Below are 23889 nucleotides of genomic sequence, written 5' to 3'. Positions count from 1 at the left end.
CGCAATGACTGACGCTTTAGCCCATGACGCAGAACTGGACGCCAGCGGCCTGAATTGTCCGTTACCGTTGCTCAAGGCAAAAATGGAACTCAACAAGCTTGCAAGCGGCGCGGTGCTCAAGGTGATCGCCACCGATGCGGGCTCCCAGCGCGACTTCCGCACCTTTGCCAGGTTGGCCGGTCATACGCTGCTGCGCGAAGAAGACGAAGCGGGCGTCTACCGTTACTGGTTGAAAAAAGCCTGAAACCGACAGCGCCAAAACCTAAGGATTATTGATGTTCAAAGTGTTACGCGACTGGATTCAGCGCTACTTCTCCGATGAAGAAGCCGTGGTACTTGCCGTGCTGCTGGTGCTGGCGTTTACCGCGGTGCTCACCCTCGGCGGCATGCTCGCGCCGGTACTGGCCGGCATGGTGCTGGCATACCTGATGCAGGGCCTGGTGGTGACGCTGGAGCGTCTGCGCGTACCAGGCGCTGTCGCGGTGGGATTGGTGTTTGCGCTGTTCATGGGCGCGCTGATGCTGTTCATTGTCGTGGTGTTGCCGCTGCTCTGGCACCAGCTGATTACGCTGTTCAATGAGCTGCCGGGCATGCTCGCCAAGTGGCAATCTTTGCTGTTGCTGCTGCCGGAGCGCTATCCGCATCTGGTCTCCGATGAGCAAGTGTTGCAGGCGATCGAGGCGGCGCGCGGCGAGATCGGCAAGTTCGGCCAGTGGGCGTTGACGTTTTCGCTGTCGAGTCTGCCGCTGCTGGTGAACATCATGATCTATCTGGTGCTCGTACCGATCCTGGTGTTCTTTTTCCTCAAGGATCGGGCAATGATCGGCGAGTGGGTGCGCGGCTATTTACCGCGTGAGCGGGCGCTGATCACGCGAGTGGCGCAGGAAATGAACCGGCAGATCGCCAATTACATTCGTGGCAAAGGCATCGAGATCGTGATTTGCGGCGGTGTGACTTACATCGCTTTCGTCGCACTCGGGCTCAACTATGCCGCGCTGCTGGCGCTGCTGGTCGGTTTGTCGGTGGTGGTGCCGTATGTCGGCGCGGTAGTGGTGACCGTGCCGGTGCTGCTGATTGCGCTGTTCCAGTGGGGCTGGAGCGATCAATTCATTTATCTGATGGCGGTCTACGGAATCATCCAGACACTGGATGGCAACGTGCTGGTGCCGTTGCTGTTTTCCGAAGCGGTCAACCTGCACCCGGTGGCAATTATTTGCGCGGTGCTGCTGTTCGGTGGGTTGTGGGGTTTTTGGGGTGTGTTCTTTGCGATTCCTCTGGCGACGCTGTTCAAGGCAGTGCTCGATGCCTGGCCGCGTAAGGAACCCGTGGTGGCGCCGCTGCTTTAAAACAAAAGATCGCAGCCTGCGGCAGCTCCACAGTTTTCGGTGTCACCGCACAATATGCGATCGAACATCGAACACGCAGGAGTTGCCGCAGGCTGCGATCTCTTGATCCTCAGGCTTTATTCAGCGCTTGAGCAGCAGCCAAAACTGCATCGACATGCCCCGGCACCTTCACGCCACGCCATTCCTGGCGCAGCACGCCGTCCTTATCAATCAGGAACGTGCTGCGATCAACACCCAGGTATTCCTTGCCGTAAAGCTTCTTGAGCTTGATCACGTCGAACAACTGGCAGACAGCCTCGTCCTTGTCGCTGATCAGCTCGAACGGAAACTCCTGCTTGCCCTTGAAGTTCTCGTGAGACTTCAGGCTGTCGCGGGAGATGCCGAAGATTTCCGTGTTGGCGGCCTTGAACGCCGCGTACTGATCACGAAAGCCCTGACCCTCGGTGGTGCAGCCCGGGGTGCTGTCCTTCGGATAGAAGTAGATCACCACTTGCTTGCCCTTCAGGGCAGACAGGCTGACGGTTTGCCCGCTGGTGGCAGGGGCTTCGAAATCCGCAACCGGTTGGTCGATGACAACGGCCATGAAAGCTTCCTTACATTGGGTTTTGTGGGCGCCAGGGTTCGATCAGGGCATCGAGGTTCATGGCGTCTGAGAAATCCAGGAACTGATCACGCAGCCAACTGATCTGGGTGCCGGCCGGCAGGGTCACGGTGAACGTGGCGTTGAGCATGGTGCCACCGGTCTGTGGTGCCTGATATGTGTCGCACGTCAGGTTTTCCAGTTCGACATTGTGATCCATGAAGAACTGGCACAGCTCATTGATGATGTCCGGACGATACGCGGAGCTGACGTAAGCCACGTATGGCAGCGCCTGCGGACGGTTCTCCAATGGTGCGCTGCGCACCACGTTGACGGTGAACGCGTGCTTCTTGGCGAGACCTGACAGGCTGCCTTCCAGGCGTGCGAGGGCGTCCCAGCTGCCAGAGATCTCGAGAATCAGCGCGCTGCACTCGCCATGGCGGGTCAGGCGGGAAGTAACCACGGCGCAGCGATTTTCATGGCTGGCGCGGCACAGGACGTTAGTCAGCTCCATGGGGTTGGCGCCGAGGGCACTGATGACAAGGAATTGTTCGCGAACTGTGGGGGTGGACATGCAGCATTCCTAAAGCGATGAGCGGTCGGTAGGTTTACGGGCGTTGATCGCCGCAGAGTGCCCGTGTGCCCATTAAGGCTGTCCGTTCAGAAAGCCCCGGCAAGCGCTCGCGGCTCGCTCCACTCAACGGGAGCGCGTCGATGCGACGCTGGAACGGGGCCTGGGAGGCCGAAAAGGGAGGCTGAAACCCGGCGTACAAGCTGATCAGTACCGATCAAAGTCTGAAGGGTAGCGAAAAGCGACGCCAAGGGGAATGGCGGCAGCGCAGTACTTTGCTTGTGCAAGCATCTTGGCGCCAGTACCATTACCGCTCTCTTTTTCCGGCAGGAGCGGTTTCATGATTGCGGGCAGTATGGTGGCACTGGTCACTCCCATGGATGCACAAGGGCGTCTTGACTGGGACAGCCTCAGCAAACTCGTGGACTTCCACCTCAAGAACGGCACCCATGCCATTGTCGCGGTCGGTACTACCGGCGAGTCGGCAACCCTTGATGTAGAAGAACACATCGCCGTCATCAAAGCCGTGGTCAAACAGGTTGCAGGCCGTATTCCGGTCATCGCCGGCACCGGCGCCAACTCGACTCGCGAAGCCGTCGAGCTGACCCGCAACGCCAAGGAAGCTGGCGCCGATGCCTGCCTGCTGGTCGTTCCGTACTACAACAAGCCGACTCAGGAAGGCTTGTATCAGCATTTCAAACACATCGCTGAATCGGTCGACATCCCACAGATTCTCTACAACGTTCCTGGCCGCACGTCTTGTGACATGCAGGCCGAGACCGTGATTCGCCTGTCCACAGTGCCGAACATCATCGGCATCAAGGAAGCCACCGGCGACCTGGTTCGTGCCAAAGCGATCATCGATGGCGTGAGCAAGGATTTCATCGTGCTGTCCGGCGATGATCCGACCGCCGTCGAGCTGATCCTGCTGGGCGGCAAGGGCAATATCTCGGTTACTGCCAACGTCGCTCCGCGCGAAATGGCTGATCTGTGCGAGGCCGCGCTCAAGGGCGACGCCGAGACCGCACGGGCCATCAACGAAAAACTGATGCCGCTGCACAAAGACCTGTTCATCGAAGCCAACCCGATTCCGGTGAAGTGGGCTTTGGTTGAAATGGGCCTGATGCACGAAGGCATCCGCCTGCCACTCACCTGGCTGAGCACTCCTTGTCATGAAACGCTTCGCTCGGCCCTGCGCCAGTGCAGCGTCCTGGTTTAATTGAGGAAGTACAACGCATGAAGCGAATGGCCGGACTTTCCGCACTTGCCTTGATTATCTCCAGCACCAGCGGCTGCGGATGGGTCTGGGGGCCGGAAGGTTATTTCCGCGACCGTGGTAGCGATTACCTGCAAGCGCAACAGACTGCACCGATGCAACTGCCAGCGGACGTCAGCACTTCCAAGCGTCTGGATCCGCTGCTGCCGATCCCGCGCAACGTCGCTGACGACACCGCCAAGGGCGAGTACGTGGTTCCACGTCCTCAGCCGTTGTCGGCCGTTGCCGATGCCAGCGACTACTCGCTGCAGAAGAGTGGCGATACCCGTTGGGTCGTGGCCCAGCATCCACCGGCCGAAGTCTGGCCAGTGGCTGTGCAGTTCTTCCAGGACAACGGTTTCCGTCTGGATGAACAGCGTCCACAAACCGGCGAATTCACCACCACCTGGCAGCATTCCGACGAGCTGTCGGCAGCAATGGCCAAGCGCCTGAGCGCAGCCGGCGTCAGCACCGACAGCGAAACCCGCGTTCGTGTGCGGATCGAGCCAGGCGTGCAGCGCAACACCAGTGAAATCTACGTGGTCAGCGCCGAGCGTCCTGCCGGCAGCAGCGCCGATGTGGCCTTCACCAACCGGTCGGTCAACACGGGTCTGGACGCCGCTCTGGTCGACGACATGCTCGCGAGCATGAGCCGTATCTCCGAGAAGGGCGGTTCGGTGTCGATGTTGGCGTCCCGTGATTTCGATACCCCGAGCCGCGTCAGTCTTAACGAAGATGGCAGCGGTAACCCGGTGTTGAACGTCGGTACCGACCTTGACCGTGCCTGGTCGAGCGTTGGCCGTGCACTGGAACAAGGTGAATGGCGCGTTGAAGACATCAACCGCAGCCTGGGCCTGTACTACATCAACCTGGCCGAAAAAGCCGAGAAGAAAGACGACAAGCCTGGTTTCTTCAGCAGCCTGTTCGGCAGCGCGCCGAGCAAGGAAGAAGTTGAAGCCCGTGCCGAGCGTTATCAGGTTCGCCTGAGCAAGGTTGGCGAGAACATTCAGGTGACCGTCGAGAAAAACATCAACACCGTTGCGCCGGCTGACGTGGCGCGCAAAGTGTTGAGCGTAATTCAGGACAACCTGGGCTGATCACATGCGTTTTGCCGTTCTCGGCAGCGGTAGCCAAGGGAACGGCACGCTGATCGCCAGTGCTGATACGTATGTACTGGTGGATTGTGGTTTTTCCCTGCGGGAAACCGAAAAACGCCTGTTGCGCCTGGGTGTAAACCCGGCGCAACTGAGCGCGATACTCGTAACCCACGAACATGCCGACCACGTGCATGGCGTGGGTTTACTGTCTCGGCGCTACAATCTGCCGGTCTACCTCAGTCGCGGCACACTGCGCGGGATGCGCAAACCGATTGAACCCGCAGGCTTTCTGGCCGGCGGCGAGCAACTGCAGATCGGTGCACTGAACATTGGGGTCATTGCCGTGGCCCACGATGCGCAGGAACCGACCCAGTATGTATTCAGTGACATCGAGCAGCGGCGCTTCGGCCTGCTGACCGACCTGGGTTCCTACTGCGAGCGGGTGCTGGAGGGTTATCGGGATCTCGATGCGTTGATGATCGAATCCAACCATTGCCGTGACATGCTGGCCCGTGGTCACTACCCGTACTTTCTCAAGCAGCGGGTGGGCGGCGAGCTGGGACATTTGAACAACCATCAGGCGGCATTCCTGGTGTCCGAGCTGGGCTGGCAGGGGCTGCAACATCTGGTCCTGGCTCATCTGAGCAGCAAGAACAACTTGCCGCAGCTGGCCCGACAATGTTTTGTCGACACCCTTGGGTGCGACCCGGACTGGCTGCAACTGGCCGATCAAGATTCAGGGCTCGACTGGCGCCACATCGCCTAGCCCACCTACTTAGCAAGCGGAGCCCATCATGGAAAAACGTGAAGAACTCTACCGCGGCAAAGCCAAATCGGTTTACAAGACCGACGACGCTGACCGCTTGATCCTGCTGTTTCGCAACGACACTTCGGCGTTCGACGGCAAGCGCATCGAACAGCTCGACCGCAAAGGCATGGTGAACAACAAGTTCAACGCCTTCATCATGCAGAAGCTCGAAGCGGCCGGCATTCCGACCCAATTCGACAAACTGCTGGGCGACAACGAGTGCCTGGTGAAGAAGCTGGACATGATCCCGGTCGAGTGCGTCGTGCGTAACTATGCCGCGGGCAGCCTGGTCAAGCGCTTGGGTGTGGAAGAGGGCATCAAGCTCAATCCGTACACCTTCGAACTGTTCCTGAAGGACGACGCCAAGGGCGACCCGTTCATCAACGAATCCCACGTTGTGGCATTCGGCTGGGGCACCGCCGAGCAACTGGTTCGCATGAAAGAACTGTCGCTCAAGGTCAACGAAGTCCTGAGCAAGCTGTTCGACGACGCCGGCCTGTTGCTGGTCGACTTCAAGCTTGAATTCGGCGTATTCAGCGACGGCTCCATCGTCCTGGGCGACGAGTTCAGCCCGGACGGCTGCCGTCTTTGGGACAAGGACACCAAGAAGAAGATGGACAAAGACCGCTTCCGCCAGGGCCTCGGTGACGTTATCGAAGCCTACGAAGAAGTCGCCAATCGTCTGGGCGTGCCGCTTTAATCGACGCAAGCATCTGATAGCACGCAGATTTTTTCGAAAGAGGGTTTGCTTTCGGTAAAAGTGTTGTTATGATGCGCGCCGTTGGAGAGATGCCAGAGTGGCCGAATGGGACGGATTCGAAATCCGTTGTACCTTCACCGGTACCTAGGGTTCGAATCCCTATCTCTCCGCCATACATAGAAAAAGCCCCGTAGATGAAAATCTACGGGGCTTTTTTGTTTCTGGTTGAGGCTATCAAGGCCAGTTTCTGCATCTGCCGACGCCTCTATATCAAACACAGAAAAAGCCCCCAGGACGAACCTGTGGGGCTTTGCATTTCAGCCGGGTCTACATCAAACCCCTCGGCGGTCCGCTCACGGCTGAGAATGCCCCAGCTTCCGTTTGATCAGTTCATAAACTTCCTTGTGCGTCGAGTTATGCAGCGAGTTGTCCTTGCATGCCGAGGCAAGGAAGGTTTTGACTTCCTCCTTGGCGTGCGGATAAAGGCTGGCGACGTAGTCTGCTTCGTGGGCTTGTGTGCAGTTGAAATGCTTGTCGTCTTTCGCTTTGTCTCTAGCCATGTCTGCGGCTCCTTTTGAGTTCAATGATTGGGTGGAACCGGGCCGGATTGCCCCATACGCAACAGAGCGTAGGAGAGGAAAGGAGGCCCGCCAGTCGTTAAAGCAAAAAAGGAAAAGGCTGTAGGACGGTGTCGCGCAATGACTCTCGCGGTTAAATTTCCTTAACCGGTGTATCCCCCTGCGCACCCTTGATCAACTCGATCACGTGTAAACAATCCGCCTTGTTCACATACGACTCGCCACTGGCGATGGTCTCGTGATTGCCCGCGCGCAGCCTCCAGCGCCATTGGCCTTTGCCTGTAGTGGGGGTGCCTCTGGATTGCCTGTAAATCTCGAAATACATTCAGTTCGCTCCATGCGATTAATACGTGCGACAGCCTGTGTGGCGCATCGACGCAAGCCTAGCGCAGGCGGTTTTTTTGGCCATCGGACATTTGTTTCCAATCGTTGGGGGATGTTTCTGAAGGGCTTGAGCCAGAGCGTCTGGTGTGTCCGGTTGATTGGCTGTTTGGCGTACTTTCTCGACAGACTTTTCCCGCGCCCCCATGATATTTTTTCGTCAGTTGCTCGATCTTGAGTTGGTCATCCGGACGGGTTTGAATCGCCTGCCGGTGGACCGACGCATCATGGCGATGGACGCCGCCCCCCAGGCCTTTCTACACTGCCCGCATTCCGGGGAGCAGGGGGCTATGGATGAACCGCAATGAACTTCGCAAGGCTGACATCAACCTGATGGTGGTGTTCGAGACCTTGATGCTCGAACGCAACGTCACCCGCGCGGCGGAAAAGCTGTTTCTCGGCCAGCCGACCATCAGCTCGGCGCTCAACCGATTGCGCACGATGCTCAACGATCCGTTGTTTATTCGCGTCGGCCACCGTATGGAGCCGACGGCCCGTGCCGAAGATATCTTTCGCCACCTCAAACCTGCGCTGGATTCGCTGTCGGTGGCGCTGAGCCTGACCCGCGATTTCGATCCCGCGGTGAGCACCATGACCTTCCGCATCGGCCTGTCCGATGACGTCGAGTTCGGCCTGTTGCCGCCGCTGTTGCGCGCGCTGCGTCAGGAAGCACCGAGCGTCGTGTTCGTTGTGCAACACGTCGATTACTGGCGGATCCCCGACTTGCTGGCCGCCGGCGACATCACCGTCGGCATCAGCCAGACCCGTGGCCTGCCGGCCAATGCCAAGCGCAAACTGCTGCGGCACATTCAGCCGAGCATCCTGCGTGCCGACGCCTCCGATACACCGCTGACCCTCGATGAATACTGCGCGCGTCCGCACGTGCTGGTGTCCCACACGGCCAACGTCAGCGGCTTCGCCGATGAGTGGCTGGCGGAACTCGGTCGTACCCGTCAGGTGGTGCTGTCGGTGCCGCAATACAGCGCGTTGCCGGCGCTGTTGGCCGGCACCGACCTGATCGCCAGCCTGCCGGACTACACCGCCGCAGCCATGGCCACTTCCGGATTGCTGTTCAAGGAACCGTTCCCGTTCAAGACGCCGACGCTGGACCTGTCGATGGTCTGGCTCAGCCACGTCGACAGCGACCCGGCCGAGCGCTGGTTGCGCTCGCGGCTTGAAGCGTTCATGAGCGAAAGACCTCTGATCCCGGCGTGACACCCCCAAGGGCGCTGCGATTGGCTGTGTTATATGTATGCCCCCCCAACCCGCTGACTGGAGCATCCCCATGCCACACCTGCACATGGAATACACCGCCAACCTGCCGCAGTTGAACGCCGACCTCGCGTTGATCCGGCTAAACAACACGTTGGTGGGTTCCGGTCAGTTCGCCGCCGAGTTCGATATCAAGAGCCGTGCGGTGAAGGTGGAAACCTTCAAGGTCGGCACGGCCATGGGCGAGCGGGCGTTTGTGCATGTGAAGCTGGCGCTGCTCAGTGGTCGTTCGGCGGAGACCAAGAAGCAGCTGTCGCAAAGTCTGCTGGCGGTGTTGCAGGAGCTTTGCGAATGGCCGGCCGGCGTCGAGGTGCAGTTGTGTGTGGAACTGTTGGATATCGACCGCGAGTCCTACAGTAAAGCCGCCATTTAGCCTGCTTCCAGCTCGCTGCACACCTTGATCACTTGCTCGCGCAGCCACACGTTGGCGCTGTCCTGATCGGCGTTCTGGCTCCATTGCATATCGAGGGTGAATCCCGGCAGGCCATTGGGCGCCTCACAGTGATTAAACACCGCATCGTTGGTGAGTAAACGCTGGATGCGCCGGGGCAGGGTGAGGATGAAATCTGTGCCGGTGATCATCTTCAGTGCGGCGCTGTAACTGTTCGAGCGCGCGACGATCTGGCGTTTCTGTGCCTGCCGTGCCAGCCAACCGTCGACCATATTGGTGGTGGACGTCCAGGGTGTCGGGAACACATGCCGCCGCTCGGTGAACGCTTGCAGGCTCAATCGCGGCTCCAGTGGCGTGGCGCGTTTGTCGAAGACGCAGACCAGGTCATCCTCCAGCAGCATTCGCGATTTCAGGTCAGTGTGGTGGCGGTGAAAATTGGGGCCGAAACTGATCACCAGATCGAGGCTGCCGTCGCGCAATTCGTCGGCCGGGACGTCAGTTTCGAACTTGTGCACGTTGACCATCACCGGCAAGTCATCGAAGTCGAAACGTTTCAACAGGCGCGGCAGAATCAGTTGCTCGAAATATTCCGGTGCGCAGATGTTGAACGTGACCGCTTGCTGGGTCGGATTGAACACCGGGGCGCCGGCGTGGCACAGGTTGATACTTTCAAGAATCTTCTGCACATGGCCGTACATGCTGCAGGCCTTGTAGGTGGGGCGCATGCCCGTGCGAGTGTTGATGAATAGCTCGTCTTCGAAACTGGTGCGCAGTTTTTTCAGGCAGTAACTGACGGTGGACTGACTGACAAACAGCGTTTCCGAAACATCGGTGACGCTGCTCTGCTCATACACGGCGACAAACACCATGAGATCCTGCATGTCGAGTTTTCGAAGCAAGTTACTGTTCAGCATCCGTACTGTCTCGCTGTGCTCCTTGCGCTGAATACGCGCAAACGTGTGCGAACGATCCTAACGGAACGATGGTTCCAGGACAAAGCCTTGTAGGACATTTCACGGACAGTTGTGGGACAGAAAGTTTTAGTATGACGACTTCATCAATCAAACCGCTGAAACATGGCCAGAGGCCTCTAGCCCGATCATTGGAACTGACGTGCGTAATGCCGGGGATCGAAACGCCACACCATGAGAAGCATGACCACCATCACTGCGGTCAGTGACCACCACGCCCATTCGAAGCTGCCCAGATTATCGCGGATCATCCCTGCCATCAGTGGCGAGAGCCCGGCAATCAGATAGCCGATTCCCTGTACGAAGGCGGTCAGACCTCCGGCGCGCTGCGGGTTGTCGAGGTGATCGAGCGAAACGATCAGGCTCATCGGGAACAAGCCGCCAATCCCCAGACCCAGCAGGCACGGCCATAACAGGCTGAGGTATTGCGGGCTGAGGATCAGTCCACAGAAACCGCCAATGATCAGCCCGAGAAGCGCCATCAGCACCACACGACGATCACGGCTGCGATTGGCAATGGCGGGCACTACCAGGCCGGAAATCACCTCCATGGCGGTCAGAAAACCTAACAACAGCCCGGCGTTTTGTTCGCTCCAGCCTTTTTCAACGTAGTACGGCGCGAGCCAGGCGAGCACGCACGTGTAGGACGCTGTCCCCAGGCCGAAGAAGATTGCGAGTAACCAGGCGCGGGAATGTGTGAAGAAGGATTGTTTTCTTACAGCTGGCGCCGAGTCCCGAGGCGTATTCGCCCGCTGTGCCCACCAGAACAACAATGCCAGCAGTGCCAGCCCTGCCCATATCGCCAGACCGACGCGCCAACTGCCAGTGCGTGACATGACCAGTGGTGCAAACGAGGCGGCGATGGCCGCGCCGCCCATGGTCGAGGTTACATACAGGCCCATGCACAGCGCCACGTTGTCGGGAAAACGCGATTTGATGAGCGCCGGCATCAAGGCCTGAATCAGTGCGATCCCGAACCCGGCGAGCACGGCACTGACAATCAGCTCGGCGGCCGAATCAACAAACAGGCGTGCCACGGTCGCCAGACCAATGATGGCCAGCGACATTAGTACCGTGCGTTGCTCGCCGAGGCGCTGGCTGATGCCCATTGCGAAAAACATCGCCAATCCCATCGCCATGACAGGGAGCATCGTCAACAACGAGGCGACGCTGAAACTCAACGTAATATCGCCACGTATCGCCGATAACAACGGCCCAACTGCCGCCATCGATGGGCGCAGGTTAAGGCCGACCAAGACGATGCCGAGCATGAGCCAGGTTGCGGGGCGGGCGGTGATGCGGATGTTTTCCATGTTCAGACCTTAAAACCGAAGGCTGACGATTAGGCGCGTACTCACCTGACAGGGGCAAATCAGAAAATCCACGACCCCACCTAAAAATCAAATAACCTCGCGCCCCCCTGCAGGAGAATCCTGCGATTCGCTGAACCAGACCTGAACCATTCTCAAATACTTCGCAAGTTTTGGCTTTTAGCCATCAACCAACTAATCGTTATCTTATTTTTCACAAAAAATTGATGGTTGCCTGCTTAAAGTTTGTGCTGTCTGAGTCAATGAACTTTTCACAATTGGCGATGGCACTTCTCTTCAGGAATATCCTTAATCATGTTGAAGTTAAAAGCCGTGCGCCCGGAATGGGTGACGTTGTGTGCCAGTGCGTTTTTGTTAGCTGGATTCAACTTTGTGCTTTGGCAGCACCTGTTCGCGATTACCTCGGCGGATGCCAAGGGCATAGCCCTGCGTGTCGCTTTCGGGGCGATGATCTTCGCGGCCTTCAACATTGTGCTGACCTTCCTGGCGTTTCGCCGAGTCTTGAAACCGGTACTGATATTGCTGTTCCTGATCAGCGCCAGCGTGGCTTATTTCATGAGCCAATACGGTGTATTGATCGATGCGGGAATGTTGCGTAACTTCGCTGAAACCAATGTCACCGAAGTTCGTGACCTGCTCTCTCTAAAGTTGCTCGCTTATATAGTCTTTTTAGGTGTGGTGCCGTCCTGGATACTGTGGAAAGTTCCAGTCGACTACCGCCGTTGGCACCGCGAGTTGTTCAGCAAGGTCATTGTGAGCTTTGTCTCAGTGGCAGTCATCGGTGGGGTGGCGCTGGCCAACTACCAGGGTTTGTCATCCTTGTTTCGCAATCACCACGAATTGCGCCTGATGCTGGTGCCGAGCAACTACATCGGCGCATCGGCCGGTTATCTGCGTGAACAAGTCGCTTCTGCGCAGCAGCCATTCGTCAAGATCGGCGAGGATGCTCAGCGCGATGTTGCCTCGCAGAATCATCCGCGCAAATCCTTGACCGTATTGGTGGTGGGTGAAAGTGCGCGGGCGGAGAACTTTGGCATTTTGGGGTATGACCGCGACACCACGCCAACACTCGACAAGGAAGCAGGGTTGATTGCGTTTACCGATGTGCATTCCTGCGGCACGGAAACGGCGGTCTCAGTGCCGTGCATGTTCTCCAACATGGGCCGCAAGAACTATGACGCCAGTAAGGCGAAGAATGAAGAGGGTTTGCTGGATGTGCTCAAGCGCGCGGGGATCGACGTGATCTGGCGCGATAACCAGTCCGGCTGCAAAGACACCTGTAATCGCGTCACTGTGCAAAACGTCAGCAACTTGAAAGATCCGACGTTGTGCGCCAACAGCGAATGTCGCGACGAAATTCTCCTGCAAGGCCTGCAGGGTTTTATCGATCATCTGGACAAGGACACCGTGCTGGTATTGCACCAGATGGGCAGTCACGGCCCGGAGTACTTCAAGCGTTATCCGAAGGAGTACGAGCACTTCACCCCGGTCTGTGAAAGTAATGCGCTGAACAACTGCAGCCGCGAAAGTATCGTTAACGGTTACGACAACACGCTGGTGTACACCGACCATGTGCTGTCGAGTCTGATCGATGTGTTGCGCAGCAATCAGGACAAGGTTGATACCGCGATGCTGTATCTGTCTGATCACGGTGAGTCGCTGGGCGAGTACAACCTGTTCCTTCACGGCACGCCTTACATGCTGGCGCCGGAGCAGCAGAAACATGTCGCCATGCTGGCGTGGTTCTCCGACAGCTATCAGAAGTCCTACTCGGTCGATACGCATTGCCTGCAAATGACTCGCGACAAGCCATTGAGCCAGGACAATCTGTTTCATTCGATGCTGGGCCTGCTGGAAGTGCACAGCTCGGTGTATCAGCAGGATCTGGACATGTTCGCGGGCTGCCGTGGCGCGGTGATCGACGGGGTGTTGGCCAAAGAGTGAGCCAGCAGACTCACCTTGTAAGACTATTCTTCCTTCAGGCGGGAGATTTCATCAAGCTCTTGTCCAGTTGAGGCGCGGAAACCGCCAGTGGCGATATATACTGCGCGCCATTCTTCAAGGGAGAGCCGTGTGGCCATCGATATTCACTGGATTCGCGACAACGAAAGCCTCGCGCAATTTTGCGCCGAGTGGCAGCAGCTGCCTTTCGTGGCCATCGACACCGAATTCATGCGGGTCGACACCTTCTACCCGATTGCCGGCCTGTTACAGGTTGGCGACGGCAAACGCGCCTACCTGATTGACCCGCTGAGCATCAATGCCTGGCAACCACTGGCCGCACTGCTGGAAAACCCGGCCGTGCTTAAAGTCCTGCACGCCTGCAGTGAAGACCTCGAAGTCCTGTTGCGCCTGACAGGCAGCCTGCCAGCGCCAATGTTCGACACGCAATTGGCCGCCGCTTATCTGAACCTCGGGTTCTCGATGGGTTATTCGCGGCTGGTGCAATCAGTGCTCGGCATCGAACTGCCGAAGGGCGAAACCCGCTCCGACTGGTTGCAGCGTCCGTTGTCCGACACGCAAATCAGCTACGCCGCCGAAGATGCCGTGCATCTGGCGGAGGTTTTCGTGCAGTTGCGCCCGAAACTGTCTGACGACAAGTTCGCCTGGGTACTGGAGGATGGCGCTGAACTGGTCGCCAACCTGCGTCGCGAAACCGATCCGTACGAGGTTTATCGCGACGCCAAACTGGCGTGGAAACTGTCCCGTGCGCAGTTGGCCGTGCTGCGCGAACTGTGCGCCTGGCGCGAACGCGAGGCCCGCGCGCGCGACCTGCCGCGCAACCGTATCGTCCGCGAGCATTCGCTGTGGCCGCTGGCCCGCACGCAACCGGACTCGCTCAGTGCGTTGGGCAAGATCGAGGACATGCACCCGCGTACCGTGCGTCAGGACGGCGAATTTCTGCTTGATCTGATCAAGCGCTCTGGCAGTGTGGGTCCTGATCAATGGCCGCCCGCTGTGCCGGAGCCATTGCCGATCGAAGCGGCTGCGCTGATCAAGCAACTGCGCGCCCTGGGGCAAGCCGAGGCCGAGCGCCTGGACATCGCCCCGGAACTGATGCTGCGCAAGAAAACCCTCGAAGCCCTGGTCAAAAGCGGCTACCCCGAGGGTCCTTACCAATTGCCTGAGTCGCTGCGTGGCTGGCGCCGCGAACTCATGGGTCAGAAGCTGCTCGACAGCCTGGCCACCGCCGGAGAACAGCCTTGAAACGTATTTGCTCCATTTACCAAAGCTCGAAACGCAGCGGAATGTACCTCTATGTGCTCAAGAGCGATGAGCTTGAGCGTGTTCCGGAAGCCCTGATGCTGGCGTTCGGCAAGCCGAAACACTCGTTCAATCTGGTGCTGTCGCCGGAGCGCAAGCTGGCCAGCGAAGATATCGTCGTGGTGCTGGAAAACCTCGACAAGCAGGGCTATCACCTGCAAATGCCACCGGCCGAGGACGAGTACATCGAGCACTTGCCCGAAGAGTTGTTGCGCCGCAACGACCCAATGTGATCGGCGAGGCCCTGTTCTGGGCCTCGTTAACCCTGGAACTGTTTTTAACGCGATGGCCGCGATGAATGTTGTGGCCATCTGCACGATTTGCGAAAGGTTTGAAGATGCGCGTTCTGATTGCTGAACACGACCACGCGATATACGCCCGACTGCTGCAACAGGCGGCGCCGGAGCTCGAAGTGCTGACCAGTGGCGACTCGGCTGAACTGGCCCAACTGGCTGCCGACTGCCCGGTGTGGCTGGGACAGCCGGATCTGCTCGCGACCTTGTTGCGCCAGGGGCATCAACCGCAATGGCTGCAATCGACCTGGGCTGGCATCACACCGCTGCTCGCCGACGGCCTTTGCCGGGATTATCGCTTGACCCGCGCGGTGGGGATCTTTGGCCAGGTGATGGCTGAATACGTGCTGACCTATATGCTCGGCCACGAACGCGAAGTGCTGGCACGGCTGGTCAGCCAGGTCGAGCGTAAATGGGACAACCGCACCGGTCAGAGTCTGGTCGGGCGCAAGGTGCTGATCGTCGGCACCGGCGACATCGGCCAGAGCGTGGCGCAGTTTCTGCTGCCGTTCGGCGTTGAGTTGTACGGTATCGCCAGCAGTGCCCGCGAGCAGGCGCCGTTTGTCGAGGTCGGCTCAATGGCGGATCTGCCGCGACTGGTGGGCGAAGTGGATTACGTGGTCAACCTGCTGCCCAATACCGAACACACCCACGATATCTACGACGCGGCGCTGTTCAAGCAATTCAAGCCGACCGGGTTGTTCATGAACGTCGGGCGGGGCGTGGCAGTGGTCGATGCGGATCTGGTGGAGGCCCTCAAGGAAGGTCATCTGGCGGGCGCGGTGATCGACGTCTGCCGTCAGGAGCCACTGCCGCAACGTCACCCGTTCTGGACGGCGTGGGGCTTGCTGCTCACCGGTCACAGCTCGGCACCGACGTCACCGGCGTTGATGGTGCAGTTGTTCGTCGACAACTTGAAGGCGTATCAGGCGGGTGAAGCATTGCGCGGGGAAGTGGATTTCAATCGCGGTTATTGATCGCGTTGCCACAGAAACTGACAAGTGCGGGGCAACCGGCAGTCGCCAGCGCTTGGCCCGCCGGGCCTTCGGCACTAGACTGGTGGCCTTTTCACCACCTGATGTTGATGCTTGAGCCATGGCCGCCAAAGTCGAACCGTTCTGGATACGCAAAACCCTCGATCAACTGGATCTGGAGGAATGGGAATCGCTGTGCGACGGCTGTGGCCTGTGCTGCCTGCAAAAACTCGAGGATGAGGAAGACAACAGCGTTTACTACACGCGTATCGCCTGCAAACTGCTGGACCTGAAAACCTGCCAGTGCAGCGACTACCCGAACCGCATCAAGTTTGTCCCGGACTGCATCCAGCTCACTCCCGGCCAGGCTGAAGAGTTCAAATGGCTGCCGCCGACTTGTGGTTATCGACTAGTGAGCGAAGGCAAGGATCTGCCGTTGTGGCATCACCTGGTGTGCGGCGATCGAGATGCGGTGCACCACGAAAGGATTTCCCAGTCCGGGCGCATGCTCGCCGAAGGCAGCGTGGCAGAGGATGACTGGGAAGATCATCTGATTTTCCGCGCGGGTTAACGAACAAACGTCTTGGATAATGTGTTGTTTATTAATACCGCCATCGCTGGCTTGCCAGCTCCCACAGGTTTATCTGAATGGCACAAATTCTGTGAACACTCCAAAACCCTGCGGGAGCTGATTTGCCAGCGATGAGGCCGGGAGCCTCATCAACAGCTCTGGTTCAAACCCCGGCTTTCGGCGATTTCACCGAATCATTGCCAGTAACGGTTGCGGTGCTGGTCGCGGCCTCGGCGTTGGCCTTCAGCTTGCTCAGTTCTTCACCGGCGCGCTCGATCTTGGCTCGCACGTTGTTCATGTCCTGACGGCTTCTCTCGAACAGGCTTTTCACCGAACTGTGCCCGGTAATGCCACGGGCCATGGCCACACCGCCAATCGCCACCTGAATCAACCCGAACACACCGCCACGGCGCAGGCCCTTGCCGACCATCACTACGCCGCCGGCCAGTGAGCCAATGCGCTCCCAGCCCTGAACATTCTGGTCGGACGGGGACTGAAACGGGGTGGATTCGATACGCTCGACGCGTTTGAGCTCGGTCATGATCTTTCTCCAGGCAATGAATAATGGATAAACAAGCTGACTGCCAGAGCGGTCAGCTTGTTCCATCGGATGTGCGACGCTTCAGCGGAATTTTGGCCCGGAGCGGGTATTCAGGCCCTTGGCCATGCGGTCGTAGAGCACAACATTGACCGTCGCGGCGAGGTTCATGCAACCGGTGGTCGGGATGTACACGACGTCTTCGCACCAGTCGCGGATCTCTTTATCAAGCGAGCCGTCTTCCGGGCCGAAGATGTACAGCGCGCGGTCCGGGTGGGTGTATTCCGGCAGCGGGCGGGCGCCTTCCACGAGTTCCACAGCGACCGGCACGCAGTTGAGCGGGAGGATCTTTTTCAGATCATCGATACCGATCAGCGGGATGTCGTAATGCACGCGCTTGGTGTCGGTGACGAAATCGGCGGCGCGTTCATAACGTTTGCCGGTATAGAACACCGACGCCACGCCGTAACAGCCTGCGGCGCGCATCACCGAACCGACGTTCTCCGGTGATTTTGGGTTGTACAAACCAATGCAGCTGTAACGTTTGTCTGCCACGAGCGGGGAGCCTTCGGGAAAAAGAGCGCGATTATACGGGGATTGGGGGAGGGCGGGCAGCTTCGATATCTGCCGTGTCTGATCCGGCCTTATCGCTGGCAAGCCAGCTCCCACAGGTATTTCGGGGGTACACAAAATTGTGATCGACCCAAATCACTGTGGGAGCTGGCTTGCCAGCGATGGGGCCAGTGTGGGCATGAAGATCAGTCTTCTTTCTTCATCAACCCGGCCAATGCAGCAAACGGATTGTGCGTCGCCTTGGCAATCTTCGGCGTGCTCAGCGAGCCTTCGCTGAAGTATTGCTGGTCGGTATAACGCGAGTGCTCGTTGTCATGGCAGTACAGGCACAACAACTCCCAGTTCGAGCCGTCCTGCGGGTTGTTGTCGTGGTTATGGTCACGGTGGTGCACGGTCAGTTCGCTCAGGCGCTTGCCGGAAAACTCACGGGTGCAGCGGCCACACACGTGCGGGTACATCTTCAGGGCCTTGTCGCGGTAGCCCATTTCCTTGTCGCGCTGGTTGTCGGCGAGGATGCGATCGAGCTTCGACGTGTTGGTGGGGGTGGACGAACTCATGGGTTCACCTTTGCAGAAGACTAAAGACGGTTATGTTCGCAGTTTAGCTCAGCCCTTGAGCTTCTCGGCAATCCAGATTGTGTGGCGCGTGCCTTTGTTGCCGTGGGCGAAGACCTGCACTTCTTCGGCCTTGAAACCGGCCTTCTTCAATTTGTCGGAAAACTGCCGATCGGCGCTGGCCGACCACACGGCGAGTACGCCTTTGGGGCGCAAGGCCTTGGCGCAGGCGTTCAGCCCGGCGGCGGAGTACAACCAGCTATTGGCCTTCTGGGTCAGGCCTTCAGGGCCGTTGTCGACGTCGAGCATGATCGCGTCGAAACCGTTCGGCTCGCTTTGCAGCACATTGGCAACGTCTTCCTGGCGGATCACCGTGCGCGGATCGAGCAGCGGGCGGCCGGACTTTTCGCCAAGCGGACCACGGTTCCACTCGACCACGCCCGGGACCAGTTCAGCGACCACGACTTCGGCGGTTTTGCCCAGATGCTTGAGCGCAGAGGCGAGGGTGAAACCCATGCCCAGGCCACCGATCAGCACCCGCGAATCCGGACGTCCGGCGACCTTGCGGCAAGGGATCTCGGCCAAGGCATCTTCAGAGCCGTGCATGCGCGTGTTCATCAATTGCCCGCCGTCGCCGCCCTGGATCTTGATGACAAAATCCTCGCCATACTCGAACAGGCACAGGGCACCGCCGCTTTCAGGGATCGGGGTGGTGTCGAGCAGAACAAAACGTTTCATGGAAATCTCTACAAGGGGGAAGGCAAGCAGGCCCGTTGGGAGTAGCCTGAGCGCAGACTAAGGCCAAACGGAGCCCTTGATGAAGCGCACCATTCTAACGGTCATTGCCCTGGCCGCGCTCGCGATTACTGCAGCGCAGGCACAGCAGGCCATTCCGGTCAGCCCGGCGCCGCAACCCGGCTCGCCCGGGACCGCAACGCCGACGCCATACCCGCAGATCACACCGATCAACATTCCCAAATCGGGCGCCGGCAGTGGCAGCCCACCGCTGGTGCCGATCGAAATGCCCAGCCCGCCGAGCAAGGATCAACCGGTACCGGGCATCGAGCCGACCGGCACCAAGGCGAAAACCCCGGGCGGTTAAATCTGCTGCGCCGCCAGTTGGCCGTCAGCCATGCGCAGGCGTTTGGACAGCGAGACGGCGAGGGCGCGGATGATCTTGGCGGCGATCTTCGGTGCGTCGTTGAGCATTTTTTCCAGCGAATCCTTGCCCAGGTTCAGCAACTGACAATTGCTCGCCGCGATGCACGTCGCCGAGCGTCGCTCGCCATCGAGCACGGCCATTTCTCCAAATGCCCGACCACTGCGCAGCGTGGCCATGGTAATGACCTGGCCGTCGGGCCCGGTTTTCTGCACGGCGACCTGGCCGGTGTGAAGAATGCACATGAAGCTGCCGGCATCGCCTTCGCGGAAAATCGCCTCGCCCTCAGCCACGGTGCTGATGCTGAAGTAGCCGGATGCTGCGGCAAAGTCCGCGAGCAGCAATTGATCGAACAGGCCGCAATCCATCAGCCAGTCGCGGATTTCATTGTTCAGTAAGGTTGGTTCTGACATGTCATTGCTGTCTTTTTGTTTTCTCGGTTTTCAGGCGCTATATGAACCCTACATTGGATTTGTGGGGTATCGGCCTCTTGGGTCTGCAATTAAGACCCAAGTGACCGACGGAGTTCCTCAGGCAAGCCCCAGAACCTTGAAAACAAATGCATATTCGAGCGCTACGTCACGTAATCCCTGATATCGCCCGCTCATTCCACCATGCCCGGCGCCCAATTCGGTCTTGAGCAGCAGCACATTGTCGTCAGTCTTGTTCGCGCGCAGTTTCGCCACCCACTTGGCCGCTTCCCAGTACTGCACACGGCTGTCGTTGTAGCCGGCGATGACCAGCGTTGCGGGATAATCCTGCGCGCTGACGTTTTCGTACGGCGCATAGGCCTTGATCCGCTCATAGACGTCCGGGTCTTCGGGATTGCCCCACTCGTCGTATTCCGTGACGGTCAGCGGCAGCTCCGGGTCGAGCATGGTGTTGAGTACGTCGACGAACGGCACTTCGGCAATCGCCACACCAAACAGATCCGGCCGCTGATTAAGCACCGCGCCAATCAGCAAACCGCCGGCGCTGCCACCGCTGATCGCCAGTTGTGGCGCAGTGGTGATGCCGTTGAGAATCAAAAACTCTGCGCAGGCGATGAAGTCGCTGAAGGTGTTGTGCTTGTGCTCCTGCTTGCCGGCGCGATACCAGGCTTCGCCCAGCTCACCGCCGCCGCGCACGTGGGCGATGGCGAAGGCCATGCCGCGATCGAGCAGGCTCAAACGGGCATGGGAGAACCACGGGTCGAGGCTCGAACCGTAAGCGCCGTACCCATAGAGGTAGAGCGGCACCGGTTTGCCGACCATTTCACGTTTCATCACCAGACTGATCGGCACTTGCGTACCGTCCGGAGCGGTCGCCCACAGGCGCTGGCTGACGTAGGCGTCGGCGTCGAACGGGCCAAGCACCGGGGTTTCCTTGAGGACGGTTTGTTCGCCCGTCGCCAGAATCAGTTGGCGTACCTGAGCGGGGCGATTCAAGGCCTCATAGCGCAGGCGAATGCGATCGCTTTCAAATTCCAGACTGTTTTGCACGTAGAGGCTGTAGGCCGCGTCCGGCAATTGCACGCGATAAGGCGTCAGGCCATGTGGGTGAACTTCAATGATCGGCAGTCCACCTTCGCGCAGGCTCAGGGTCATGGCTTCGGTGTTGAGGGTCACGCCGTCGAGCATCACCGTATCGCTGTGCGCGATCAGGTTCTGCCAGTCGGCCTCGCTCGGTGCGACACCTGTATCCGGCGCTTGATACAGCGCGAAGTTGATGCCGTCGCGGTTGGTGCGGATGAACCACGTCCACGCGCCATCGAGCATGCCGTGATCGACATCGTATTCATGGTCTTCGACCCGAGGCGCCAGGCAAGTGAACGGCAGATGCGGCTGATTGGCGTCCAGCGCCCAGACTTCGCTGGTGGTCTTGCTGCCCAGCGACAGCAGCAATTGCTGCTCGGAACTTGAGCGATAGCAGTGCAGGAAAAAGCGCCCGTCCGGTTCGTGGAACACTTCTTCGGCCGCGGTGCCGTCCAGGCGATAACGGAACAGTTTGTAAGGGCGATGAGTGTCGTCGAGGGCGCCGAAAAACAGCGTCAGGCTGTCGTTGGCCCACGTCATGCTGCCATCGCAGTCTTCGAATTCCAGTTCGCTGACCTTGTCGTTGGACAGTTCCTTGACGAACAGGGTGTAAATTTCATCGCCCGAGGCATCGACGCTGTAGGCCAGACGCTGGTGATCGGGGCTGATGCTGAACGCACCCAGCGAAAAGAAACCGCCATTGGCCAGCACGTTTGGGTCGAGCAGCAGCTGTTCGCGGCTTTCGTCGAGGGTCAGGCTGTCGTCCGCCGGGCGCGGGCAACGGTAATGCCGAGCATATTCATCGCCCGCCGTGGTGCGCGTGTAATAAAGGTACGGACCCCACGGCGAGGGCAGGGACAGATCGGTTTCTAGGATGCGGCCCTTGATCTCTTCGAACAGGGTTTCGCGCAGCTCGGCCTGGTCGGCGGTTTGCGCTTCCTGATAGGCGTTTTCAGCCTTGAGGTAATCAAGCACCGCGTCGGTGTCGCGTTCCTGCAGCCAGGCATACGGGTCGGCACCGGCCGCCTTGCGGGCAATCGGGGCACTCTTGACGTTGGCGGATTGGGGCATGGAAGGCTCTCGGACAATGTACGGAATCAGGGTTTTCGCCGCTCTGGAAATCACTGCAGCCTCTGTGGGAGCGAGCCTGCTCGCGAAAGCGGTGGGTCAGATAATGATGTTTCAACTGACCGTCCGTATTCGCGAGCAGGCTCGCTCTCACAGGTTGTGTGTCTATTGTGACAAGCCTGGCGGGCGAAAAGTCGTTACTATAAGCGCCTCTTTGCCTGCCTTGCCATGGACACCATGACCGAGAACGACTATCTGATCGCCTGGGGCCTCTACGGCTTTGCCGCTGTAGGCTGCCTGTTGGTATGGATGCGCCTGACCCGCTGGATGTGGCGCTGGTTGCGCGAGCCACTTCGTGTACTGATGGCAGTGTTGCTGTTCAGCCCGACTATCGTTGATCCGGTGAAGGAAATGGTCGCCCCGGCCATCGCCATCACTGCGCTGGATCTGGCGTTCAAGGTGGGCAACAACGCCTGGCGGGCGGTCTCCGATCTGTTCATGTACGGCATGATTGCCTTCGGCATCTACCTGATTTACGTGCTGATCCGCTTGCCGATCGAGCGCGCGTCCAGAGCTCGCCGCGAACAGGCTGAAGCTGCCAAAGCCGCCGCCCGCGCCGACGATCGTGACGATGATCAACCCTTCGGCGCCGCCGGAGACGACCGCTACGGTCGCCCGCCGGTACCGAACAATCCGCAGCGCATGCGGGTCGAGCCGCGTCTGTAATCCCGAGAGTCCGCACATGTGTGAATTACTGGGCATGAGTGCCAACGTGCCGACCGATATCGTCTTCAGCTTCACCGGGCTGATGCAGCGCGGCGGTCGCACCGGCCCGCACCGCGACGGTTGGGGCATTGCGTTCTATGAGGGCCGTGGCCTGCGGCTGTTCCAGGATCCGGCGGCGAGTTGCGAGTCGGAAGTCGCCAACCTGGTTCAGCGCTATCCGATCAAGAGTGAAGTGGTCATTGGCCACATCCGTCAGGCCAATGTCGGCAAGGTCTGCCTGTCCAACACCCACCCGTTCGTCCGCGAACTGTGGGGGCGTAACTGGTGCTTCGCGCACAACGGCCAACTCGCCGACTTCACCCCGATCAAAAGTTTCTACCGCCCGGTCGGCGATACCGACAGCGAAGCGGCGTTCTGCGACTTGCTCAACCGTGTGCGTGCAGCATTTCCCGAACCGGTCGATATAGAAGTGCTGCTGCCGGATCTGGTCGCCGCGTGCGCTGAATACCGCAGCAAAGGCGTGTTCAACTGCATGCTCAGCGACGGCGACTGGCTGTTCTGCTATTGCACGACCAAACTGGCACAGATCACTCGGCGCGCACCGTTCGGTCCGGCGCGGCTCAAGGATGTCGACGTGATCGTCGATTTTCAGGCCGAAACCACGCCAAACGATGTGGTGACGGTCATTGCGACTGAACCGTTGACCGAAAACGAAACCTGGACCCGCTACGAACCGGGCCAATGGAGCCTGTGGCGACGCGGCGAATGCGTCAGCCAGGGCAAGACCGAATAAGGATTTGCATCCCATGTTGCTCAGTTATCTACGGCTGGTGTTGTTTGCGGCGGGCCTGTTGATCGGTGTCCAGGTGCCGGGATTCATCAACGATTACGCGAAGCGGGTCGAGGCGCATCTGATCGAGGCGCAGACCGGTCTGCGCGGGTTTCAGGGCACTGCCGAGCAGTTCTTCAAGGGCGACATTCAGGCGCTGGTCGCGCATTACCGCGCCAGTGAAGACCCTGTGTTTCGCAGCGATGCCGACAGCCTGAGCACCATGCTCAACCGTCAGATTGCACTGGATAAACAATTCCAGGCGATGCAGGGCCCTTGGTACATCCGCTTCCTGCAAGTGGTGCTGGCTGCCGATCCGGATATTCGCAAGGAAACCTGGAATGGCTACAGCTACCAGATTCTGCTGACGCCTGAAGCCATGATCTGGGGCATGAGCGGGGCGTTGTTGCTGTCGTTCGGCATCGAATGCCTGTTCCGGCTGATCGACTGGGTCGTGCTGGGTGGCAGGCGCTTGCGCCAGAGCCGGCCGATCGAAGACCGCGACGTGCGCGGCCTCTAAGCCCAGGATCAAAAAATCGCAGTCT

General features: G+C 59.0%; 29 protein-coding genes and 1 tRNA gene. 18 read left to right on the top strand and 12 right to left on the bottom strand.

The annotated features are described in order from the left end of the window. The first annotated feature begins 4 nt into the window (after window positions 1-4). Together AB4P92_RS08415 and AB4P92_RS08410 are read left to right on the top strand one after the other, a co-directional pair. Complete coding sequence (locus AB4P92_RS08415; RefSeq protein WP_042558071.1) at window positions 5-244, top strand: sulfurtransferase TusA family protein; 240 nt, start codon at window positions 5-7, stop codon at window positions 242-244. A 31-nt stretch (window positions 245-275) separates the two neighbouring features. Beyond that, window positions 276-1346, top strand: a complete 1071-nt coding sequence (locus AB4P92_RS08410; protein ID WP_042558072.1) for an AI-2E family transporter — start codon at window positions 276-278, stop codon at window positions 1344-1346. A gap of 109 nt (window positions 1347-1455) precedes the next feature. Here the strand turns inward: AB4P92_RS08410 and AB4P92_RS08405 are convergent, their stop codons facing one another. Both AB4P92_RS08405 and AB4P92_RS08400 read right to left on the bottom strand, forming a co-directional pair. Next, window positions 1456-1929 carry a peroxiredoxin gene (locus AB4P92_RS08405; RefSeq protein WP_047300075.1) on the bottom strand — a complete coding sequence of 158 codons (474 nt, stop codon included), beginning with the start codon at window positions 1927-1929 and terminating at the stop codon, window positions 1456-1458. Window positions 1930-1939: 10 nt separating this feature from the next. Further along, window positions 1940-2500 carry a glycine cleavage system protein R gene (locus tag AB4P92_RS08400; RefSeq protein ID WP_047300076.1) on the bottom strand — a complete coding sequence of 187 codons (561 nt, stop codon included), beginning with the start codon at window positions 2498-2500 and terminating at the stop codon, window positions 1940-1942. 337 nt (window positions 2501-2837) lie between these two features. Between AB4P92_RS08400 and dapA the strand changes: the two genes are divergently transcribed. The 5 genes from dapA (at window position 2838) to AB4P92_RS08375 (ending at window position 6530) form a co-directional block, all read left to right on the top strand. Next, window positions 2838-3716 (top strand): 4-hydroxy-tetrahydrodipicolinate synthase, encoded by an 879-nt coding sequence (dapA, locus tag AB4P92_RS08395; protein WP_042558075.1) that lies wholly within the window; start codon window positions 2838-2840, stop codon window positions 3714-3716. Between the two features lie 17 nt (window positions 3717-3733). Then, a complete protein-coding gene (gene bamC / locus AB4P92_RS08390; protein WP_047300077.1) occupies window positions 3734-4849 on the top strand; it encodes an outer membrane protein assembly factor BamC in 1116 nt (371 codons plus the stop codon). Window positions 4850-4853: 4 nt separating this feature from the next. Then, the gene (locus tag AB4P92_RS08385) at window positions 4854-5615 is read left to right on the top strand and encodes an MBL fold metallo-hydrolase (RefSeq protein ID WP_042558077.1); all 762 of its coding nucleotides are present in this window, start codon (window positions 4854-4856) and stop codon (window positions 5613-5615) included. Window positions 5616-5643: 28 nt separating this feature from the next. Then, a complete protein-coding gene (gene purC, locus AB4P92_RS08380) occupies window positions 5644-6357 on the top strand; it encodes a phosphoribosylaminoimidazolesuccinocarboxamide synthase (protein WP_042558078.1) in 714 nt (237 codons plus the stop codon). A gap of 83 nt (window positions 6358-6440) precedes the next feature. Beyond that, a tRNA-Ser gene (locus AB4P92_RS08375) sits at window positions 6441-6530 on the top strand. A 180-nt stretch (window positions 6531-6710) separates the two neighbouring features. On the opposite strand, the gene AB4P92_RS08370 is transcribed toward AB4P92_RS08375, so the two are convergent. Together AB4P92_RS08370 and AB4P92_RS08365 are read right to left on the bottom strand one after the other, a co-directional pair. Beyond that, entirely contained in the window at window positions 6711-6917 is a 207-nt protein-coding gene (locus AB4P92_RS08370) for a hypothetical protein (protein ID WP_115147713.1), read from the bottom strand. A gap of 151 nt (window positions 6918-7068) precedes the next feature. Further along, the gene (locus AB4P92_RS08365) at window positions 7069-7260 is read right to left on the bottom strand and encodes a DUF1508 domain-containing protein (protein WP_150617663.1); all 192 of its coding nucleotides are present in this window, start codon (window positions 7258-7260) and stop codon (window positions 7069-7071) included. Between the two features lie 350 nt (window positions 7261-7610). Between AB4P92_RS08365 and AB4P92_RS08360 the strand changes: the two genes are divergently transcribed. Together AB4P92_RS08360 and AB4P92_RS08355 are read left to right on the top strand one after the other, a co-directional pair. After that, window positions 7611-8531: a LysR substrate-binding domain-containing protein gene (locus tag AB4P92_RS08360; RefSeq protein ID WP_047300083.1), complete on the top strand. Its 921-nt coding sequence runs from the start codon at window positions 7611-7613 to the stop codon at window positions 8529-8531. Window positions 8532-8601: 70 nt separating this feature from the next. Further along, on the top strand, window positions 8602-8961 hold the full coding sequence (locus AB4P92_RS08355; protein ID WP_047300084.1) for a 5-carboxymethyl-2-hydroxymuconate Delta-isomerase: 360 nt from the start codon (window positions 8602-8604) through the stop codon (window positions 8959-8961). Here the strand turns inward: AB4P92_RS08355 and AB4P92_RS08350 are convergent. Next, window positions 8958-9893 (bottom strand): LysR family transcriptional regulator, encoded by a 936-nt coding sequence (locus AB4P92_RS08350; RefSeq protein ID WP_210622168.1) that lies wholly within the window; start codon window positions 9891-9893, stop codon window positions 8958-8960. The two genes, AB4P92_RS08355 and AB4P92_RS08350, sit on opposite strands and share 4 nt — an antisense overlap. A 185-nt stretch (window positions 9894-10078) precedes the next feature. Next, a complete protein-coding gene (locus tag AB4P92_RS08345; protein ID WP_395599235.1) occupies window positions 10079-11263 on the bottom strand; it encodes a cyanate transporter in 1185 nt (394 codons plus the stop codon). 312 nt (window positions 11264-11575) lie between these two features. Between AB4P92_RS08345 and AB4P92_RS08340 the strand changes: the two genes are divergently transcribed. The 5 genes from AB4P92_RS08340 (at window position 11576) to AB4P92_RS08320 (ending at window position 16383) form a co-directional block, all read left to right on the top strand. Continuing rightward, window positions 11576-13225: a phosphoethanolamine transferase gene (locus AB4P92_RS08340; RefSeq protein WP_395599234.1), complete on the top strand. Its 1650-nt coding sequence runs from the start codon at window positions 11576-11578 to the stop codon at window positions 13223-13225. A gap of 129 nt (window positions 13226-13354) precedes the next feature. After that, entirely contained in the window at window positions 13355-14488 is a 1134-nt protein-coding gene (rnd, locus tag AB4P92_RS08335) for a ribonuclease D (RefSeq protein WP_047300092.1), read from the top strand. Next, window positions 14485-14778, top strand: coding sequence for a YcgL domain-containing protein (locus AB4P92_RS08330; RefSeq protein ID WP_042558092.1), 294 nt, complete (start codon window positions 14485-14487; stop codon window positions 14776-14778). Before rnd ends, AB4P92_RS08330 begins: the two co-directional genes overlap by 4 nt. 104 nt (window positions 14779-14882) lie before the next feature. Then, window positions 14883-15815: a D-2-hydroxyacid dehydrogenase gene (locus tag AB4P92_RS08325; protein ID WP_042561975.1), complete on the top strand. Its 933-nt coding sequence runs from the start codon at window positions 14883-14885 to the stop codon at window positions 15813-15815. Between the two features lie 118 nt (window positions 15816-15933). After that, the gene (locus AB4P92_RS08320) at window positions 15934-16383 is read left to right on the top strand and encodes a YcgN family cysteine cluster protein (RefSeq protein WP_042558093.1); all 450 of its coding nucleotides are present in this window, start codon (window positions 15934-15936) and stop codon (window positions 16381-16383) included. Between the two features lie 163 nt (window positions 16384-16546). On the opposite strand, the gene AB4P92_RS08315 is transcribed toward AB4P92_RS08320, so the two are convergent. The 4 genes from AB4P92_RS08315 to AB4P92_RS08300 all read right to left on the bottom strand — a co-directional run bounded on the left by AB4P92_RS08315 (window position 16547) and on the right by AB4P92_RS08300 (window position 18786). Next, window positions 16547-16924, bottom strand: a complete 378-nt coding sequence (locus AB4P92_RS08315) for a DUF2892 domain-containing protein (protein WP_042558094.1) — start codon at window positions 16922-16924, stop codon at window positions 16547-16549. Between the two features lie 81 nt (window positions 16925-17005). Continuing rightward, window positions 17006-17476, bottom strand: a complete 471-nt coding sequence (locus AB4P92_RS08310; RefSeq protein ID WP_007911337.1) for an RNA methyltransferase — start codon at window positions 17474-17476, stop codon at window positions 17006-17008. 203 nt (window positions 17477-17679) lie between these two features. Then, on the bottom strand, window positions 17680-18051 hold the full coding sequence (locus AB4P92_RS08305; protein WP_007911336.1) for a YajD family HNH nuclease: 372 nt from the start codon (window positions 18049-18051) through the stop codon (window positions 17680-17682). A gap of 48 nt (window positions 18052-18099) precedes the next feature. Continuing rightward, window positions 18100-18786, bottom strand: a complete 687-nt coding sequence (locus AB4P92_RS08300) for a spermidine synthase (RefSeq protein WP_042558095.1) — start codon at window positions 18784-18786, stop codon at window positions 18100-18102. Window positions 18787-18865: 79 nt separating this feature from the next. On the opposite strand from AB4P92_RS08300, the gene AB4P92_RS08295 reads away from it, so the two are divergent. Next, a complete protein-coding gene (locus tag AB4P92_RS08295; RefSeq protein WP_042558096.1) occupies window positions 18866-19150 on the top strand; it encodes a hypothetical protein in 285 nt (94 codons plus the stop codon). Here AB4P92_RS08295 and AB4P92_RS08290 read toward each other — a convergent pair. Then, entirely contained in the window at window positions 19147-19620 is a 474-nt protein-coding gene (locus AB4P92_RS08290; RefSeq protein ID WP_150594359.1) for a cyclic nucleotide-binding domain-containing protein, read from the bottom strand. The two genes, AB4P92_RS08295 and AB4P92_RS08290, sit on opposite strands and share 4 nt — an antisense overlap. Before the next feature lie 117 nt (window positions 19621-19737). Further along, complete coding sequence (locus AB4P92_RS08285) at window positions 19738-21792, bottom strand: S9 family peptidase (protein WP_395599233.1); 2055 nt, start codon at window positions 21790-21792, stop codon at window positions 19738-19740. 225 nt (window positions 21793-22017) lie between these two features. Here AB4P92_RS08285 and AB4P92_RS08280 point away from each other — a divergent pair, with 225 nt between their 5' ends. The 3 genes from AB4P92_RS08280 to AB4P92_RS08270 are packed head-to-tail and all read left to right on the top strand — an operon-like array spanning window position 22018 to window position 23864. Next, complete coding sequence (locus tag AB4P92_RS08280; protein WP_042558100.1) at window positions 22018-22515, top strand: hypothetical protein; 498 nt, start codon at window positions 22018-22020, stop codon at window positions 22513-22515. A gap of 16 nt (window positions 22516-22531) precedes the next feature. Further along, window positions 22532-23308 (top strand): class II glutamine amidotransferase, encoded by a 777-nt coding sequence (locus AB4P92_RS08275; RefSeq protein WP_042558101.1) that lies wholly within the window; start codon window positions 22532-22534, stop codon window positions 23306-23308. Between the two features lie 13 nt (window positions 23309-23321). After that, window positions 23322-23864: a DUF2937 family protein gene (locus AB4P92_RS08270; RefSeq protein ID WP_115147718.1), complete on the top strand. Its 543-nt coding sequence runs from the start codon at window positions 23322-23324 to the stop codon at window positions 23862-23864. Window positions 23865-23889: the final 25 nt, after the last annotated feature.

Source organism: Pseudomonas sp. A0308, from assembly GCF_044218815.1.
Lineage (GTDB): Bacteria > Pseudomonadota > Gammaproteobacteria > Pseudomonadales > Pseudomonadaceae > Aquipseudomonas > Aquipseudomonas iridis.
The sequence above is the reverse complement of the archived record's forward strand: the minus strand, read 5'-3'. Positions and strand labels throughout refer to the sequence as shown.